The sequence below is a fragment of the Enterococcus sp. GPZ-007 genome (genome assembly GCF_059374735.1).
The window spans coordinates 78645-96130 of sequence record NZ_JCAFYN010000005.1 but is presented as its reverse complement, the minus strand read 5'-3'; the positions used below and the strand labels follow the sequence as shown (position 1 = coordinate 96130).

Here is a 17486-nt window from a genome sequence, read left to right as displayed (position 1 = left end):
CCCAAATTTGCAGGTTTTGAACGAAGAATTAGGCTTTCTAAGGGATAAAGTGGTAAATTTCAGGGTATAAATGCAAATTTGCGCTTTGACATTCTGCTGGAAAAAGGAGATAATAATAGTTTAGGTTTATCACTCAAACAAAAGTTTTTCGGGTGATAAACCTAGCTTAGACTAAACGATTAAGACCAGAATTTTGAGAAAAAAGTGGTAATTTGAACTTCTCCGAATTCTTTATAGATATCATGAACAAACCCTTGGTGTTAGGATGAATGATTTAGTCTACACAGCTTGTGAGAGTATACTATAACAGCGTTGAACGAAAGTACATCCAAGAAAAAAGAGCGCTCTCTAATAAAAAAGCACTCCTAAAATTACTTTATTAGACTAAAAGCCTAAGTTGGCCTGGGAAAATCTTCCTAGGCCAACTTAGGCTTTTGCTACTCTATTTTTGCTTTACAGCAATCCAAATTTCACTGTAAACGTTCTTTGGATCATCGCCAAATCTAATAAAGGAAATTTCTGGTGCTTCGACTAGTTCATAGTCCGAAGAGGGCAGCCATTCCGCATAGATTTTCCCCCAGGTTTCCTGCAATGTAGTAGGAAAAATTCCTTCACTTGGAAAGATCGCCCATGTATGGCTAGGAACAAGTAATTCTTCTAAGTCACTAAAAGGATTATCCTTGGTCGTAGCAACCCCAATCATATGAGTCAACTCACCGGTCTCTTGTGAACGGTCCTGATCAAAATTATACGAGGCATTTAGTACTTGGTGGGGATACAAATCTTCCAGTTCATGCATTTCCGCTTTTTGCTGCGAAGTAATACTTTCCGACAGCTGGCGGATCACTTGATTCTCTCCTTCAAATTGATAGGGAACTCTTTTGGATACGCCAACTAGATGAAACGCTGCTTTTTCTTCAATTTTAAATTTCATTGAACTTCCTCCTTTAACATCGATAAAAAACGAGAGTTTAGGAAAGGATTTTTGAAGCTTGTTTTTGCTGACCTCTGAAGGCGTATACCCGCTCCATTCACGAAAAGCCCGAGAGAAGCCTTCAACTGTTTGATACCCATACGTAAACGCCACTTCGGTCACTTTTTTACCGGCTATCAGATCGCTATTAGCCAATGAAAATTTCCGGTTTTTAATGTAATCGAATAAAGTAATCCCTGCTATGAAGGAAAATGTCCGTTTCAAATGGTATTCGGAAATCCCAATAGCTTTGGCTGCTTCAGCAATAGAAATCTCTTCTGTTAAGTGGGTCTCAATATACTCAATCAGATGATTCAAATCCTTTATCATATTTCCTCTCCTTACTCATGTTTCTATCTTATCAACGGAGCACCAAACGTACTTGATATATCTTAGACAGCATTCATCAACTCTTGTGTCTAGCATACAACAAAAGTCCGTTTCCTGCTTCTTGCGTATTTAGAACTATCCTCTATAATTAAATCCAGCAAGATACTTGAAAGGAGCTTCAACATGAATATTCAAACAAACGGCATTTCACTTTTCTACCAAGTCAGTGGCAACGGTGAACCAATGCTGCTACTCCATGGAAACGGGGAAGACCATCACATATTTACTGAACTGGCCGTAAAGCTGGCAGACCATTACACAGTCTACGCTATTGATAGCCGCAATCATGGACAAAGCCAAAAAAACGAAGATTATTCTTACAAAACTATGACGAAGGACATTTCCGGCTTCATTAAGGAACTAAATTTAGGACCAGTGGATTTAGTCGGCTTTAGTGATGGCGCGATTATCGGGTTAATGTTGGCAATGAAGGAACCAACGTTGATTAAGAAAATGGCTTTGCTGGGGGTTAATTTGAAGCCCGAAGATTTTACCGAAGAGAGTTATCAATTCGTCAAAGAAACCTACGAAGAAACGAAAGATCCATTGTTCAAATTAATGCTGGAGCAGCCCAACATTGAATTGGAGGAGGTTCGAAAAGTAGTTACACCAACACTGTTAATCAGAGCCGATGGCGATATTTTCAAACCAGAAACCTACATCAATCTGTTGGCGACTTTGCCCAATGCAACCTCGAAAATCATGAACGACCACGACCATGCCAGTTACATTATCAATCAGGATCTGCTTTATCCTCATTTAATGGATTTTTTTGGTAATAACTAACGAAAGCTGACAAACGAGCATTCTTAATAAGATCAAGAATGCTCGTTTGTCCTACTTTTTCAGCCCCATATCGGTCTTATAGAAGGGGCTAGACTCTCTAAGGTAACAAATTTATTATTAAGTATACTTGAAAAAATGATGCTATTTTTCTTTATCTCACGTCCACAAATCATTCATCGCATCGCGTTTTTTCTTCCCGGCGATATGGGTATAAACAGTCGTCGCCGATGTTCCTGATTGCCCTAGCTGTTCTGCGACTTGAACTAGGGAATTGGTCTTGCTGTATAGCTGAGTAGCAACGGAATGCCGCAGCTTGTGAGGCGAGATTCTGATTTTGAAGGCTTCGGAATATTTTCCCACCATTGCTTCGACGGCACCGCTAGCGATGCGTTTGGCTTTGCCGCGGTAGCGTGTCAGGAAGAGGGCAGACTCCTTTTCATCTGGCTGATAAAGCTGCTCTCTTTGAGCTAAATACTCATTCAAGTATTCGATAGCGATTGAAGAGATGACCACCATATCCCATTTTCCGCCTTTTCGATAGACACGTGCTTCACCTGCGTTCAGGTCAAGATCTTGCAGATTCATATTTACTAGTTCGGACAAACGCATGCCGGTTCCAAGGAAAAGACCAATGATCGCGAGGTCGCGGACTTGGTTCTTCTTAAAAGCTGTGATCGCCTGACGCGATTCTAAAGTACCAATGTAACGTTTTTCGACAAAATCGAGAAAATCTAAGGCTTCTTCGTCTAGGAAAAGTTTCTTTTCGATCGCGGCTCCCCGCTCAGCCATGGTTTTATTATCCTTGACATTTGCGACTTTTCCCATCATATTGTGTTCAAGATAAGGTTTGCCGGTATCGCGGTCGATTGCTTCATTGAGATAGCTGAATAGGGAACGCAGAGCTGTCACTCCACGTTGAACAGTCACGTTTTGACGTAAGGGCAGGTCTTGCTCATTCTCTTCTAAACGTTTTTTTGTAGATTCTTTCAAGATTTTCGGTGCTTTGACTAGATGGGCTTTATAGAATTCCAAGTCCTCAGGCCACAGCTTCGCGAATTCATCCAAGGTGATCTCTGACAGGTTTTCTGCTGAAGAGAAGCCTTCTTGGATCAGCCAATTCAAAAAGCGCCGGTATTCTTTGGCATATTCATAGAGGGTGATAGAAGAATACTGATCACCACTTTTTTTGCGAAAATAATTTTGGACGAACCAAGGGAAAAATTGGATTTCTTCCTCCATCCGTCGATTGGCTTCTTGTTGATTCATACAGGCCAGCTCCTTTATAATTAGAAGTATAAATCAGAGAAGAAACACTGTCAAACGACAGTTATTTTATACAATGCCAATATCTTTGAAACAAAACACATATTCATTTTATAGTTATTTAATGAATAATAGAAATAAAAAATAGTTGTTCATTTTTCGAAAGAAAGGCGCGAGCTAACGGTCTATAATAGACGCAATAAGGGGGGAGTCATTCATGATTACTTCGAAGAAAAAACAAGCTGAGTATTATCGTGCTTTGAAGGAGAGGGATCGTAATTATGATGGGATCTTTTTTGCTGGGATAAAAACCACAGGAATTTTTTGTCATCCCAGCTGTACCGCACGTAAACCGAAAATGGAAAACTGTGAGTTCTATCCAACGGCAGAAGAGGCGTTGCTAGCAGGTTATCGTCCATGTAAGATTTGTCAGCCATTGTCGTTTCCCCACGCGATTCCGGAAGAGGTCCAATTGCTGGTGAATGCGGTGGAGGAGCATCCAGAAAAACGCTGGAAGGAGACTGATTTTTCAGCAATCGGACTGAATTCTGCCACAGCCCGTAGAAAATTCAAAGAAATCTACAATATGACCTTTGTTCAATATGCCCGCGCACGTCGCATGGGATTAGCCTTCAAGGAGATCAGCCAAGGCAGCAAGGTAATCGATCAGCAGATTGAAGCAGGCTATGAATCGCCCAGCGGCTTCAATGATGCCTTCACCAAAATCATGGGTAATCCGGCGAAAAAAGTAGCGGCTCGGACGTTGAATGCTTCATTCATCTCTACGCCAATCGGTCGGATGCTTTGCTTAACCGATGACGAGTATCTTTATTTATTAGAGTTTGAGGATCGGCGGGGGCTAGAGCGTGAGATCGAAGCTTTGCGGGCGAAGTACAATTTCCGGATCATCTATGGACAAACGACCATCAATCAGCAAGTTGAAGAACAATTGGGTGAATACTTCCGTGGGGAACGCACCGAGTTTTCATTACCGTTATTCTATGATGGCTCGCCATTCCAAAAAGAAGTCTGGAAAATTTTGGCGACCATCCCGAGCGGAGAAACATTGAGTTATCGCGATATCGCCCTGCGGCTAGGAGATAAAAATAAAGTTCGTGCGGTAGGACGAGCGAATGGCTCGAATAAATTGGCGATCGTCGTTCCTTGTCATCGGGTGATCGGCAGCGATGGTAATCTGACAGGTTACGCCAGCGGCTTGGAGCGGAAGCAATATTTGCTGGATTTAGAAATGATTAATCGTTAAAAAAGAGCCGAGCTTGGCTCTTTTTTAATTAAAGTGGAAAATAGTCACAATAAAAAACAGAAAAAGAAAGAAGAGTACTGCTAATAAACAGTAGATTTTAAGCTTGAGCCGTTGAAAACGAGCGGCATCGGCAACATTCATCAAACTCGCCGTCTTCCGCCGAGCAAAAAGATAGAGCAATAATCCACCACCATTTTGTCCGCCAGCCGCTAACAAAGACCAGAATCTTGGCTGCTCTATTCCGCGACTTTTAGCGTCCAGCATTACTAATGAAAAAATGTAGTAGGACATGCAGGCAGCAGCCAAGATCAGTAAACTCATTAAAAAAATCATTATAGTTGTTTGGTTCACGAGAATCAGCTCCTAAATTTTTTTAATAATCAGATAGAAAAGTGAAAGACAATTGGCACCGATCAAAGCAAAAATAATAAATAGAAAGGTTTCACTCATATTTTGATTGACTAAGAGAAACACCATCAAAAGAACATTGATGAAAAGCATCCCAATAAAGATTTTCAAGAAGTGATTGACGACCGTATTCTCCTGCAAATGCTTGACCATTTCCTGATCTCCCTTCAATAATTCATCCAAAGATAGTTCATAGATTTCTGACAAGCGAATGATCCGCTCGATATCAGGGTAGCTTCTGCCGTTTTCCCAGTTTGAGATTGTTTGTCGTGTGATGCCTAATTCTTCGGCAACATACTCCTGTTTCAAATTCAATTCATTTCTCCGAGCTTTTAAGCGTTGTCCAACATCCATTTTTCATCCCTCAATTATCATTCATCTTTCTTATAGCATAAAACATTTTTCATTTAGTCGCGAGAAGAATCAGGTAAAAAAGCTTTTACGTCTGGATATTCCGCGATTTCTCGACAAATAAGCAGATATTTTTACGAATAAGGATGGACTATTTATATCGCAAATCAAATAACTACAAATATTTTTTTCAAAAACAGTTTGACAAATAGTTAATTTAGGTTTATCTTTTATTTAGATACCGGTGGTATGTAAGGAGAAAAAGCAATGGCACGAGGAAAGAATCCAGAAGAGACTAGGCGAAAGATTCTAGAGGTTTCGAAAAAGTTGTTTCTTGAGAAGGGCTATGACAACACTTCGATTCAAGACATCGTGAAGGGCTTGGACGGCATGACGAAGGGTGCGATTTATCAGCATTTCAAATCAAAGCTGGAAATTTTCGAGACAATTATCGAGCCGGCTGCAACGGCTGAGGAAAGCTTGAGCAAACACAAGGGAAATAACGGTATGGAACGATTGCAGAGTGCGATCTTAGATGCCTTCACTGATTATTCTCGCATGCAGCTGAATTACTCAGCGGCAGTCACACTAAGAAGTCCGCGCTTCATCGGTGAACAATTTATAGAAATGTTCCAAGTCGTGATTCCAGAGATCAAGAAAATCGTGCAGGCGGGGTTAGCCGATGGTTCGATTGAGACAGAATTTCCCGAAGAGGTGGCTGATGTCTTGATGCTGAATCTGAATTTTTGGATTGGATTGCATTTGACTGTTTTTTCAGAGGAGCAGTTGAAGCGCAAGATTCTTTTTACTAAGAAATTATTCGATGGTGTCGGTATTCCGATCTTCAATGAAGAAATCATGACAGAAGCTTACAAGATGTTTGAGTTTATAAAAAAAGATAGCAGCGAATAAGCTATTTTTTTTAAGTGCATAGATACCAACGGTAGGTATGATAATTCTTCATTTTGACAAATAGTTGCTGGATTTTGAGGTTGTTGCATAAGGTTAGGAAAGTAGGGAGTTTATTATGAGAAAAAATAAAAATTTTAATCTATTAATCGGGAGTCAATTATTTTCAGTGTTAGGAACCACCATCGTTCAGTTCGTCATTTCATTGTATGTGTTGGATATTACGAAGTCAGCGTTGACTTTTAGTGTGATTGCTTCATTATCAATCGTAGGGCGTTTGGTTTGTTTGCCATTCTGCGGTGTGTTGGCGGATCGTTTGCCGAAAAGAAATTTGATGTTGTTGATGGATTGTCTGTATCTGGTTTTATCCGTTGGTCTGCTTTTAGTTACACGTTTGGCGAATCCAGTTACTGCAATCGGTGTACTGACAGTGGTCATCGGTATGGTCTCAGCCTTTGAAACACCTGTTGTTCAATCAGCGATTCCTGTGATTTGTGCAGAAGAGGAGATTCCGCGGGCAAATGGCATTATCAGTTCGATTGGTACATTAGGCACGGTTTTAGGTCCGATCATTGCAGGGATCATCTATCGTTTTGATGCCGTTTATCAAATTTTCATCATTACTGCGGGATTGTTCTTGATCGCAATCTTCTGTGAAGTATTGCTGAAAATTCCAGTTCAAACACACACAGCAAAGGAAGGCTCATTGTTCCAAGTAGTGGCGGGAGATTTAAAGGAAGTAACGCATTATTTGAAGGCGCAAAAAGTGATTGTAAAAGTTGCGGCAGTGGCATTCTTGTTAAACTTCTTCCTGGCTTCTTTCCTTCAAGTCATCATTCCGTATGTTTCGCGGATTCAATTAGGTGCGAGTGATGCGCAGTTTGGTCTGATGAACACGATTTTTGCGATCGGCGGCTTGTTAGGAACAGTGATTTACGGTATCATCGCCAATCGTTTGAATGAAACTAGTATCACCAAGAATTTGATCTTAGTGGCGATTTTGTTCGGACTACTGGTGATTCCATTTGGTTTGATCCAAGATTCGACCTTAGCATTTTGGGTCATGACGAGCATTGTTGCTAGTGCGATGGGTGTGGTCACAGTGGTTTCGGTTCAATTGATCGTGTATATCCAATTAGTTTCCGATAAGGCGCTGCTTGGACGAATCATGTCATTAGTAATGATCGTGACAACCTTGGCGATCCCGCTAGGACAAGTGATGTATGGCGGCTTTGCGGCAGTGGCTTCGACAGAAATGCTGATACTATTGATCATTGCAACATCAGTCGTGACCATCTTGATTGCTATTTTCTCTATCCGAATCTTCAAGCAAATGCGGGTAAGAAGTGAAGTTTAGTTATAAATCATATTTTTTGTTAAACGTCCAACCCAAAAAATTTATAAATCATAAAATTTATTATAAAATCAATGACCTTCGTCGTTGGCTTTTCTTGTTATACTTGAAATGGAATGTATTAAGTTCTAAGGAGGGATTGTAGTGTGTTTCTTTAGCTATAATGGAAAGAATGTCTTTTACGAAACAATCGGAGAAGGAAAGCCACTCGTTTTTTTGCATGGCAATACCTCGTCGTCAAAGTTATTTAAACCCATGTTGCCCCTTTACAAGGATTTTCAGGTAATTTTGATTGATTTCTTGGGCTATGGCCGATCAGATCGCTTGGAAAAATTCCCGACAGAACTTTGGAAGGATGAAGCACGTCAAACGATTGCCTTGCTGGAGCATTTGGACATCGCTGAGGCAAACTTAGTTGGAACCAGCGGTGGCGCTTGGGTAGCGATAAATGCAGCATTTCTTAGACCAGACCTAATTGCTACAGTCACGGCGGATAGCTTCCATGGTCGAACACTGCCAGATGATTATGATGAAGAAATATTGGCAGAGCGTTCTTTTACGATGGAAGACCCTGAATCCTCTGAGTTTTACCACTGGTGTATTGGTGATGATTGGAAAGATGTGGTTAAACGCGATACGGATTCCATGTGGCGTTTAAGTATTTCTAGACGAGAATTATTCTTCGATTCCCTGCAATTTCTTCAAGCTCCTTTACTTTTAACAGCAACCAAAAAAGATGACACGATTCGTCCGAATATCGAAAGAGAATACCAAGCGATTGTCGGCGAAGTCATTCACGGACACTTCAAGATATTTGATAAGCCTGGACATCCAGCGATCGAGTCAAGCTCCGAAGAAGTAGCAGAAACAATCAACCAATTTATTTATCAATATAGTTAAAACAAACAAGAATGGCGATCAAATGGCGGGGTAACGAAATTAATCCAACCTTTGATCGTCTTTTTACCTACAGGAGGGTTCTGTATGAGTTTCTTCAATTACCACGACAAACAAATTTATTATGAAAAAATAGGAGAGGGCAAACCGCTGCTATTCCTACATGGCAATACCTCTTCATCGAAGTTTTTCTCGCCAATGCTGCATCTGTATTCAGATTTTCAAATCCTCTTGATTGATTTCTTAGGCTACGGTCAGTCCGATCGCTTAGCGGAATTCCCAACAGAGCTATGGAAGGACGAAGCTCGCCAGACAGTTGCGTTACTAGATCATCTTCAACTTGGAAGAGTTGATTTGGTTGGAACCAGCGGCGGTGCCTGGGCTGCGATCAATGCGGCATTATTACGACCGGACTTAATCGCTACTGTCACAGCCGATAGTTTCGATGGACGCTCGCTTCACGAAGGCTTTGGAGATGAGCTATTGGCCGAACGAAAAGCTGTCGCAGCAAATCCGGAAACCGCTGTGATCTATCAGTGGTATCTCGGTGATGATTGGGAATCGATTGTTAAAAAGGATACCGATTCGCTGCTTCGCCTAATTCGATCAGAGAAAGGTTTATTTTTTGATTCTTTAAAAACATTAAAATGTCCTTTACTGCTAACAGGAACTATTAATGATGGCATGATTCGTTCGAATATCAAAGAGGAATATCAATCGATCGTCGATGAAGTCCCGCATGCACGGTTCCAACTGTTTGAGAATCCGGGACATCCAGCGATTGGTACGAATATGGAAGAAGTTGCAGCAGCGATCATACAATTTGTCGCTGAACATAGTTGACGAGTGAAGAATTTCAAGTTGTTTTTTAGTAAACAATTGAGGTGAACAATAATGGTTGGAATTCGAGATGGAGCTAGACGAGTGGGCGTTAGTCCGAGAACTATTGAATAATGATCCTACGTTATCTGGTGCTGATAAAGAGCTGGATTACGATATTGATAATCGTAAATATGTAAAACGTCAACATTATTTCAATTTATTAGGATAAACACAAAAAAATTATTCAGGTATGTAATGTGATTTATAACATTGCATACCTTTTTTATGCAGAAATGATAGCCATTTAAAAATTATATTTACTTTTCCTCTAGCTTGATTTCTTGTTATAGGTGATAATAATAATAAATAAAGTTTTATCTGGAGGGGTTGGAATGAAAAAGGGGCACTTAATTATTTTGGGGTTGTTGGTAAATCTCTTATTTACTCCGCAAGTCATCGCGGAAACAGAATCGAGTAGTGGGCTGATTGCAGGTAGAACCGCTGAAACTACAGTACATTCATCGAATAATTCCGCTTCAACTGAGAATACCGCAGAAAGCACTTATGATGGTTCATTAAATAATTCAGATCAGATTAGAAACGAAGAACCGCCATCGTCTCATACTAATGACACAACAACCGGCTTACAAGAACAAAACACAAGTGATTCGACAACAGAAACTTCTTCTTCAGAAACGGCACCTCCACCTGTGTGGGTGGCAAGAACTGAGTATTTCACGATTACTGATCCGACTAAGCTTTTTACGGATCCGGAAATGACGAAGCCGACTAATAGCATTAAAAAAGGTACTACAGTAAAAATCATCCGCAGTCAAGAAACGGAAAATGGGGAAGTTCTGGAATTCCAATTTTCTAATGGTAAGCTTTTTTATGGGAAAATCAATGCTGGTTCGATTGCCAATGATGCTTTCGGTATCCCAACCGTAAAAAACGGCTACTTAATCATCACTAATAGTAAAGCTTCAATCTTGCAAAATGGCGATGGTTCGCAAACACTATCGGCAGCAAATTATTTAAAAGCAACACTTACCATCAAAGCTACTGCTCAGCACTTCAATGGAACCGCCTATTTTCAGGTAGCCAATTCAAAAGGACAGATTCTCGGTTGGCTGCCGCAAAAAGATAGTAAAATCACCGCGGCTCAAGGGGACTATCGCAATCATGGACGCTACCTGAATCTAAAAGGAAATCAGACCGTTATTTGGACTAGCTTTGCTTTTACAGGTAAAAAAGATAACAAAGGCTTCCTAAATCGAACCTTGCTTGCTAAGGGAATCTACTATCATGCCAATGGCAAAAATTACCTCAGCGTATACGAAAGAAAGAACAATAAAGAAGCTTGGGTCGGTTATATCGAAGAGCCGATGGTCGCCTATGCAGGCGGACCGCAAGGGAACTATCAGACATACAACCGCTATGCGACGATTTCCAGAAATGACTACACTATATGGAACAGTTTCAGCTGGAATCCAAGACGCACCTCGAAATCTGTTTTCGGCAGAACTTATTGCGCAAAAGGGCGTTATCTTCATTATAATGGTTCGACCTATTTGAGCTTGTACGATAGTAAAAACAACTGGATCGGCTACATCAATGATACTGGAACGAAGATCACCAATGCTCAGCAGGGCATCTGGCAAAGCTTCAACAAATATATCACTGTCACGACCAAAAACTATACCGTCTGGGACAACTTTTCCTGGAAGAAAAAACAAGGCAGCTCTGCTTTATACGGAAAAACCTATCACGCACAAGGCCAATATCGGCATTACAACGGTTCGACCTATTACAGCTTGTACGACAATAAGAACAAATGGCAGGGGTACATCAATGCGACAGGTGTTAAGGTAGCTGGTGGAAAACAAGGAATCTGGCAAAAAGGCGGACAAAAGGTGATTCTGACCAAACAAAATTGGGATCTTTGGGGCAGCTTTAATTGGACACCCAAAGCGAAGAGCAACAGCTACCGCAGCAAGCTGTTTACTGCACAGGGCTATTATCAGCATTTCAACGGCTCACGCTATCTTTCGCTATATGACGGCAACGGAAAATGGTATGGCTATATTAATTCTAGTGCAACCAGAGTTGAGGCTTCCACCAAAAGCAAAATTAAAAGAGTTCAGGATCTGCTCAATCGAAAGTATCGATCTGGGAATTATGGCATCTATGTCACTAGTTTGATTGATGGCGAAACTGCTCAAATCAACGGCAGCAAAACCTTCATGGGGGCTAGCACTGGAAAGCTGCCTGTTTTATACTACACACAAAAAATGATCAACGAGAAGAAATTGAACCCTAATAAGCTCTATACCTACACCGATCAGATCAATCGCATGACTTATTCCTATATGCGCGGCGGGGCTGGAATTCTTCAAACAAAGAGATTGGGAAATCAATACAGCCTCTATACGATCATGGATTGGACCTGCAAATATTCCGACAATCAAGGCGCTAATTTCTTAGGGTATTATGGGGCTAACAAATACGATCAAAAGATGAGAAATGAGATCAGTCGAGTGATCGGTCGTCGCTGGGATGGTATCCGTTACGTCACTGCACGTGAAAACTCCTTACTATTGAAGGAAATGTATCATAATGGTGGAAACGTTCTAAATTACCTGTCTAACACAACCTATGATAAACAACGTCTGCCAAAATATCTACCCGTTCGTGTCGCTCACAAAATTGGTGATCTGTACGGCTACGCCCACGATTGCGGCATCGTCTACACGAATAAACCTTATATTATTAGTGTAATGACCAACAACTCTAACTACGAAACAATCTCAAGGCTGTCAAAAGAAGTCTACGATATTATGAAATAGTGAAAAACGTTAAGCCGAATGACTGTATGACTATCATTATGGATAGTTTTACAGCGTTCGGCTTTTTATATCGCAACTTGAATGCCACAGTGTTAGCATAGAGTTATAAAAATCGATGCTAGTAACTAGTGAAAGTGTGATAAATAGATGAATAGAGAAGTAATTCTGAAAAAGTTAAAACGACAAATTTATGAAGGAAAGTTTCTTCTAGGCGTTGCTACAGCTACAGGAATGAGTGCGATCAACGCTAAAGAAGGTGGGGCAGACTTCATTTTAGCGCTAAATTCGGGGAAATTCAGACAGATGGGCAGAAGCTCATTAGCCGGTTATCTACCATTTGCCAATAGCAATGACTTAGTAGAAAATTTTTCCATCAGGGAGCTCTTGCCGATCCTCGAGGATTATCCAGTCTTATTTGGAGTGAATACCACCGATCCATTGATGAATTCGAACGAACTGATCGAACATATTCGAGAATATAATTTCGCTGGTGTTGTGAACTATCCGACTATTTGCCTGATTGATGGACAGTTCAGAGAAGCATTAGAGGAAGAGAACATTAAATACTCTCAAGAAGTAGACTTCATTGAAAAAGCGAAAAAAGCAGGTCTATTTACCATGGGATTTGTTACAAATACTAACGAAGCAGAACAAATGGATCGGGTGAGACCAGATGTATTATGTATTCATCTAGGTCTGACAGAGGGAGGAAATCTTGGTGCTAAAAAGATGCGTTCTTTTGAAGCGATGCTTGCTACAATCCAAGAAATATGTACATTCTTAAAAAAAAGAAAGTCCACTAGTATTATTACGGTATACGGTGGTCCGATCAATGATTTGACCGAAGTCAGGTACGTCTATAATAAGTTTCCAGAAATTAGCGGATATATCGGCGGTTCAACATTTGAGCGGATAAATTCTGAGCAAATTCTTTCAACCCAAATCAAATCCTTTAAAGATGCTGCCCATACAGAACATGACAATCTGACCATTCAAATTCTAGAAGGCGTTGAAAAATACTATGATTATGTAGAGTTTGTCAAAAAATACATTCACGAAAACTATTCCACCAATATTTTTATCAGTGACCTTGCCGAGTTCACCAACTTATCCTCCAGCTACCTGAGTGATCTCTTTAAAAAGAAAACAGGAATTAGCTTTACTGAGTATCTGATCAAATTTCGCTTAAATAAAGCGATTGAACTGATGAAATCAACTGATTTGCGGCTCGTTGAGATTGCACAATTAGTCGGCTACCCAGATTATGCACAGTTTAACAAGATATTTAAGAAGTACATGAAGAAATCACCAAAGAAATACAGAGAATCGAATATAGACACTATTTCTTAAGCGGATAAAACGTTTTCACCGGTTGTTTGCACAGCTATAATTACTTTGTAATCAAAAAGTTTAATAAGGAGGTACAAACGATTGAAAACAGTTGCATTAGTCGGAACTTTTGATTCAAAAGGCGCGGAGTATCAATATATCAAAGGACTTCTTGAAACGCTTAATTTGAACGTCTTCACTATCCACACTGGCGTTTTTGAACCAACATTTACACCTGATGTTGATGTAGCAGAAATTGCAGAACAAGTGAATGAGAATATCCAGAAAATTCAGGAACGAAACGATCGGGCGTATGCCACCGATATCTTGTCAAAAGGATTGGAGAGCCTATTACCTAAGCTTTTCGCAAAGGGATTATTTGATGGCGTTCTATCATTTGGTGGTACGGGAGGAACTTCTTTAGTAGCTCCGGGAATGCGGCAATTACCGATTGGAATTCCAAAACTGATTGTCTCAACGGTGGCTTCAGGCGATACTAGTGTTTATATTGGAACCAGTGACATCATGATGATGCCCTCAATTGTAGATGTCTCCGGCTTGAACAAGATTTCTAAACGGATCTTTGGAAATGCTGTGTCGGCCATGGCTGGTTTGTTGAATTATCGCTTTGAAGACGAAACAGATGAACGACCTTTAATTGCAGCGACCATGTTTGGTGTCACTACACCAGCAGTTAACTTCGCCAGAGAATATCTTGAAGAGAATGGGTATGAAGTATTAGTCTTTCATGCGACCGGTATTGGCGGGAGAACGATGGAATCGTTGGTATCTGATGGCTATTTTAAAGGAGTTCTTGATTTAACAACTACTGAATGGGCAGATCAATTAGTGGGCGGCATTTTGAACGCTGGTGAAAAACGATTGGAAGCGGCTGCTTTAGCCGAAATTCCTCAGGTTGTTTCCTTAGGTGCGATGGATATGGTTAATTTCGGTCCCTTCGATACTGTTCCAGAGAAGTTCAAGGATAGAGAATTTTACAAGCATAACCCGACTGTGACCCTAATGAGAACAACAATTGAGGAAAATAAAAAACTGGGTAAAATAATCGCCGAAAAATTGAACCTAGCAAAAACAGACACGATTTTAATGATTCCAAAGGCTGGTTTTTCAGCTATTGATGTGAAAGATGGCCCTTTCTATGATCCAGAAGCAGATGCGGCTTTGATCAACACAATCAAAGAAAATTTAACCAATCAAAAAGTAACCGTGATCGACAAAGAAATAGCGATCAACGACAAGGATTTCGCGGAATTTTCAGCTCAACAACTAATAAATCTTATGACTAAAAAGGAGAAATAAAGAATGAATAAGCTAACTAGAAAAGAAATCGTCGCAAACTTTAAAGAAAAAATCAACAAAGGAGATGTACTTGTCGGTGTCGGCGCCGGAACTGGGATCACGGCTAAGAGTAGCGAAGCTGGCGGAGCAGATATGCTGATTATTTACAATTCTGGCAGATATCGGATGGCTGGAAGAGGATCATTGGCAGGACTTCTTTCTTACGGAGATGCTAATCAAATCGTTGTTGAGATGGGGCAAGAAGTCTTGCCTGTAGTAAAAGAAACGCCTGTACTTGCTGGTGTTTGCGGGACCGATCCATTTCGAGTGATGGAAATCTATTTAAAGCAGTTGAAAGAGCAAGGCTTTAGCGGTGTCCAAAATTTCCCAACAGTGGGATTAATCGACGGCGTGTTCAGACAGAACCTTGAAGAAACAGGCATGGGCTATGATTTAGAAGTAGACATGATCAGAAAAGCCCATCATTTGGACATGCTTACGACACCTTATGTTTTCGACCCTGAACAAGCAAAAAAAATGGCGGAAGCCGGTGCTGATATCTTAGTAGCCCATATGGGATTAACGACCAAGGGAACGATTGGTGCAAAAACTGCCTTAACCTTAGATGACTGTGTTGAAAAGATCGAAGCTATTATTAAGGCTGGAAGAGAAGTAAACCCTGATATCTTAGTAATCTGTCACGGTGGTCCAATTGCAGAACCTGAAGATGCTCAATACGTGATCGAAAAAACTGAGGGAATTGACGGATTCTTTGGCGCATCAAGTATTGAACGCTTTGCGGCAGAAAAAGGCATTCGTGAACAAACAGCCGCATTCAAAAATATGCATAAGTAAGAATGTTTATTTTAAGGATACTCTAAGCTCAATAGGAGCAACCGCACCAATCGTTCCCTATATTACTCCAGAGAAATAAAAAGAAAGCAGAGATCAATCTACATATTAGTGAGATTGATCTCTGCTTTTCTGTTTTATTACGTCCACAAATCATCGATCACGGAGCGTTTTTCCTTTTTGACGATATGGGTATAGATTTCTGTCGCTGAGGTTCCGCGTTGACCTAAGATTTCGCTAACAGTTTTCAAGTTTTTCGTCTTTCTGAAAGCCATCGTTCCAACGCTGTGCCGCAGCTTATGTGGAGTCGTTCGTTTACCAAAAGCAGTGGAGTATTTGTCGATCATTTTTTCGATTGATCCGCCCTCCATCCGTTTGGCAACATTCTTGTGCTTCGTTAAAAACAAAGCCGGCACCGAGTCATCCGCATTATATAAAACCTTCCGCTGATCAATATATTCCTGAATGTAATCGATAAAAATAGGGGAAATCATCGCATGATCTAATGTATCGCCTTTACGCTGAACTTGAACATACAATCCATCATAGTTAAGATCACTGACATTTGTATTGACCAATTCCGATAGACGAATACCTGATCCTAGGAACAAGGCGAGGATCGCGGTGTCTCGAATGCGATTTTTTTCATACGCGGTTTTTGCTTGACGGGAGGTCAGATTGTTGCCATAGCCCTCATAGACAAATTCAACAAAGTCGATCGCATCAGAATCCAAATAAAGCATTTTTTCAATTTTATCTTTTCGAACGGCATCAGAAGCATCGACACCACCATTTTCGATATTGACCATAATATTTCTTCTTAGCATCGGCCGAATGATATATTCACCCGTTTGTTCATCAAACTCCTCGACTTCTTCATTTGCTAGATATTTGAAAAGGGAACGCAGGGCAGTAATACTGCGTTGAACAGTAACTTTCAGACGATGGGTATTTCTTTCAACTAAAGGGGATTGAGCGACATCATTTTCATTTTTTCCTTCAAAGGTTCGTTTCGGTGATTGATTTAAAAAGGACTTATATAGAACAATCTTATCTTTGTTTAGTCTTTCAAAATCTTCCAGCCGGATCTCTGAAATATCATCCACTTGAATGATGCGTTCTGAGGAGAGCCAGGAGAGGAATCGCCGATATTCCTTTGAGTATTCATAGAGTGTATTAGTCGAACGGGGGATTGCCTCCAAGTAAAGCAAATACTTTTGGATAAAATCCGGTAATTTTTCAAATTCCTTTTCGTAGCGTTCTTTTAGTATTTCTCGACTCATTTCGATTCAGTCCTTTCATTTTGAAGTAGGAGAGGGAACGAACCCTCTAAATCCATTATAATTGGTATATACCTTTTTGTCAATTATAAAATAACGTCTTATAGAAATGTATAAGAAAGGGGATAAACCAATAAATCGTCTTAAATTACTGAAAAATGGTTCTTTCTATAAAGCGTAACAATAGTTATTCCAGTCGTTAAATAACTATGTATCAAATAAATTAAAGAAGAGGGTTGCACTTAAAAAATTTTGAATCAAATTTATATACATATTGAAAATCAGTATTTTAGCTAGAAAAAGTCATTTGAACAATCATAAATCCGGCTAAACGATAAACAAAACCATTGATGCAGCAACGGATACGCTTGATACCAACGAATTGTAATTTCTTGCATAATTAAAACGAATTAATGCGATTAACATATTTTTGGATCGATAGAAATATTTTTCAGTATCTCTA

The 17486-nt window shown here is 40.2% G+C and carries 16 protein-coding genes; 11 read left to right on the top strand and 5 right to left on the bottom strand.

What is annotated here, in order from left to right; all coding sequences use genetic code 11:
* Nucleotides 1-442: 442 nt before the first annotated feature.
* On the bottom strand, nucleotides 443-1303 hold the full coding sequence (locus AC4J95_RS04760) for an AraC family transcriptional regulator (RefSeq protein ID WP_494548824.1): 861 nt from the start codon (nucleotides 1301-1303) through the stop codon (nucleotides 443-445).
* Nucleotides 1304-1486: 183 nt separating this feature from the next.
* Between AC4J95_RS04760 and AC4J95_RS04755 the strand changes: the two genes are divergently transcribed.
* A complete protein-coding gene (locus AC4J95_RS04755; protein WP_494548823.1) occupies nucleotides 1487-2149 on the top strand; it encodes an alpha/beta fold hydrolase in 663 nt (220 codons plus the stop codon).
* Nucleotides 2150-2305: 156 nt separating this feature from the next.
* Here the strand turns inward: AC4J95_RS04755 and xerS (AC4J95_RS04750) are convergent, their stop codons facing one another.
* Nucleotides 2306-3415 (bottom strand): tyrosine recombinase XerS, encoded by a 1110-nt coding sequence (gene xerS, locus AC4J95_RS04750; RefSeq protein WP_494548822.1) that lies wholly within the window; start codon nucleotides 3413-3415, stop codon nucleotides 2306-2308.
* Nucleotides 3416-3629: 214 nt separating this feature from the next.
* Between xerS (AC4J95_RS04750) and AC4J95_RS04745 the strand changes: the two genes are divergently transcribed.
* On the top strand, nucleotides 3630-4676 hold the full coding sequence (locus AC4J95_RS04745) for a bifunctional transcriptional activator/DNA repair enzyme AdaA (protein ID WP_494548821.1): 1047 nt from the start codon (nucleotides 3630-3632) through the stop codon (nucleotides 4674-4676).
* Between the two features lie 24 nt (nucleotides 4677-4700).
* Here AC4J95_RS04745 and AC4J95_RS04740 read toward each other — a convergent pair whose 3' ends face one another.
* Nucleotides 4701-5027: a hypothetical protein gene (locus tag AC4J95_RS04740; RefSeq protein ID WP_494548820.1), complete on the bottom strand. Its 327-nt coding sequence runs from the start codon at nucleotides 5025-5027 to the stop codon at nucleotides 4701-4703.
* A gap of 12 nt (nucleotides 5028-5039) precedes the next feature.
* Complete coding sequence (locus tag AC4J95_RS04735; protein WP_494548819.1) at nucleotides 5040-5438, bottom strand: helix-turn-helix domain-containing protein; 399 nt, start codon at nucleotides 5436-5438, stop codon at nucleotides 5040-5042.
* 264 nt (nucleotides 5439-5702) lie between these two features.
* Between AC4J95_RS04735 and AC4J95_RS04730 the strand changes: the two genes are divergently transcribed.
* The 9 genes from AC4J95_RS04730 to AC4J95_RS04690 all read left to right on the top strand — a co-directional run bounded on the left by AC4J95_RS04730 (nucleotide 5703) and on the right by AC4J95_RS04690 (nucleotide 15746).
* Nucleotides 5703-6347: a TetR/AcrR family transcriptional regulator gene (locus AC4J95_RS04730; protein ID WP_494548818.1), complete on the top strand. Its 645-nt coding sequence runs from the start codon at nucleotides 5703-5705 to the stop codon at nucleotides 6345-6347.
* A 115-nt stretch (nucleotides 6348-6462) separates the two neighbouring features.
* The gene (locus AC4J95_RS04725; protein WP_494548817.1) at nucleotides 6463-7701 is read left to right on the top strand and encodes an MFS transporter; all 1239 of its coding nucleotides are present in this window, start codon (nucleotides 6463-6465) and stop codon (nucleotides 7699-7701) included.
* 141 nt (nucleotides 7702-7842) lie between these two features.
* Nucleotides 7843-8598 carry an alpha/beta fold hydrolase gene (locus AC4J95_RS04720; protein WP_494548816.1) on the top strand — a complete coding sequence of 252 codons (756 nt, stop codon included), beginning with the start codon at nucleotides 7843-7845 and terminating at the stop codon, nucleotides 8596-8598.
* Between the two features lie 84 nt (nucleotides 8599-8682).
* Nucleotides 8683-9438, top strand: coding sequence for an alpha/beta fold hydrolase (locus AC4J95_RS04715; protein ID WP_494548815.1), 756 nt, complete (start codon nucleotides 8683-8685; stop codon nucleotides 9436-9438).
* 55 nt (nucleotides 9439-9493) lie between these two features.
* Nucleotides 9494-9646 (top strand): hypothetical protein, encoded by a 153-nt coding sequence (locus AC4J95_RS04710; protein ID WP_494548814.1) that lies wholly within the window; start codon nucleotides 9494-9496, stop codon nucleotides 9644-9646.
* A gap of 163 nt (nucleotides 9647-9809) precedes the next feature.
* Complete coding sequence (locus AC4J95_RS04705; protein WP_494548813.1) at nucleotides 9810-12263, top strand: serine hydrolase; 2454 nt, start codon at nucleotides 9810-9812, stop codon at nucleotides 12261-12263.
* A 147-nt stretch (nucleotides 12264-12410) separates the two neighbouring features.
* A complete protein-coding gene (locus tag AC4J95_RS04700; protein WP_494548812.1) occupies nucleotides 12411-13613 on the top strand; it encodes a phosphoenolpyruvate hydrolase family protein in 1203 nt (400 codons plus the stop codon).
* An 81-nt stretch (nucleotides 13614-13694) separates the two neighbouring features.
* Nucleotides 13695-14912, top strand: coding sequence for a Tm-1-like ATP-binding domain-containing protein (locus tag AC4J95_RS04695; protein ID WP_494548811.1), 1218 nt, complete (start codon nucleotides 13695-13697; stop codon nucleotides 14910-14912).
* Between the two features lie 3 nt (nucleotides 14913-14915).
* On the top strand, nucleotides 14916-15746 hold the full coding sequence (locus AC4J95_RS04690; protein ID WP_494548810.1) for a phosphoenolpyruvate hydrolase family protein: 831 nt from the start codon (nucleotides 14916-14918) through the stop codon (nucleotides 15744-15746).
* 137 nt (nucleotides 15747-15883) lie between these two features.
* On the opposite strand, the gene xerS (AC4J95_RS04685) is transcribed toward AC4J95_RS04690, so the two are convergent.
* Nucleotides 15884-17026 carry a tyrosine recombinase XerS gene (xerS, locus tag AC4J95_RS04685; RefSeq protein ID WP_494548809.1) on the bottom strand — a complete coding sequence of 381 codons (1143 nt, stop codon included), beginning with the start codon at nucleotides 17024-17026 and terminating at the stop codon, nucleotides 15884-15886.
* Between the last annotated feature and the right edge of the window lie 460 nt (nucleotides 17027-17486).

Coding starts and splice junctions, on each gene's coding strand:
- AC4J95_RS04745 (WP_494548821.1), top strand. CDS start 3,630: ATGATTACTTCGAAGAAAAAACAAGCTGAGTATTATCGTGCTTTGAAG.
- AC4J95_RS04755 (WP_494548823.1), top strand. CDS start 1,487: ATGAATATTCAAACAAACGGCATTTCACTTTTCTACCAAGTCAGTGGC.
- AC4J95_RS04690 (WP_494548810.1), top strand. CDS start 14,916: ATGAATAAGCTAACTAGAAAAGAAATCGTCGCAAACTTTAAAGAAAAA.
- AC4J95_RS04705 (WP_494548813.1), top strand. CDS start 9,810: ATGAAAAAGGGGCACTTAATTATTTTGGGGTTGTTGGTAAATCTCTTA.
- AC4J95_RS04735 (WP_494548819.1), bottom strand. CDS start 5,438: ATGGATGTTGGACAACGCTTAAAAGCTCGGAGAAATGAATTGAATTTG.
- AC4J95_RS04760 (WP_494548824.1), bottom strand. CDS start 1,303: ATGATAAAGGATTTGAATCATCTGATTGAGTATATTGAGACCCACTTA.
- xerS (WP_494548822.1), bottom strand. CDS start 3,415: ATGAATCAACAAGAAGCCAATCGACGGATGGAGGAAGAAATCCAATTT.
- AC4J95_RS04715 (WP_494548815.1), top strand. CDS start 8,683: ATGAGTTTCTTCAATTACCACGACAAACAAATTTATTATGAAAAAATA.
- AC4J95_RS04730 (WP_494548818.1), top strand. CDS start 5,703: ATGGCACGAGGAAAGAATCCAGAAGAGACTAGGCGAAAGATTCTAGAG.
- xerS (WP_494548809.1), bottom strand. CDS start 17,026: ATGAGTCGAGAAATACTAAAAGAACGCTACGAAAAGGAATTTGAAAAA.
- AC4J95_RS04700 (WP_494548812.1), top strand. CDS start 12,411: ATGAATAGAGAAGTAATTCTGAAAAAGTTAAAACGACAAATTTATGAA.
- AC4J95_RS04725 (WP_494548817.1), top strand. CDS start 6,463: ATGAGAAAAAATAAAAATTTTAATCTATTAATCGGGAGTCAATTATTT.